This is a genomic window from Streptomyces gilvus, from assembly GCF_022513565.1.
Lineage (GTDB): Bacteria > Actinomycetota > Actinomycetes > Streptomycetales > Streptomycetaceae > Streptomyces > Streptomyces gilvus.
This window is the reverse complement of record NZ_JAKWBE010000094.1, coordinates 1-364: the sequence shown is the minus strand read 5'-3', so window position 1 is coordinate 364 and position 364 is coordinate 1. Positions and strand designations below refer to the sequence as shown.

The window sequence follows — 364 nt, the reverse complement described above, 5'->3', positions numbered from 1 at the left end:
GAGCACGCGGTATTCGTCGTAGAGGCGGTCGTAGGCCACCGCCCGCTGGGGGTCCGGCAGATAGACCCGGCGGTGCACCTTGCCCATGGCGTGGGCGGCGGCACGGATGTCGGAGTAGGCGCCGGCGGCGACCGCCGCGTGCATGGCGGCGCCCAGCGCGGGGCCCTGGGTGGAGCCGATGATGCTCAGCGGGCGGCGGGTGACGTCGGCGTAGATCTGCATCAGCAGGGCGTTCTTCGTCAGACCGCCCGCGATGATCAGCTCGTCGACCGGCACCCCTGACTTCTCGAAGGCCTCGATGATCGTGCGGGTGCCGAAGGCGGTGGCCTCCAGCAACGCCCGGTAGACGTCCTCAGGGCGGGTG

The 364-nt window shown here is 71.2% G+C and carries 1 protein-coding gene; it reads right to left on the bottom strand.

Features of this window, described 5'->3' with window-relative positions:
* Positions 1–364: FGGY-family carbohydrate kinase (locus MKW14_RS40770; protein WP_240871849.1), on the bottom strand; the 364-nt coding region annotated here is incomplete at both ends.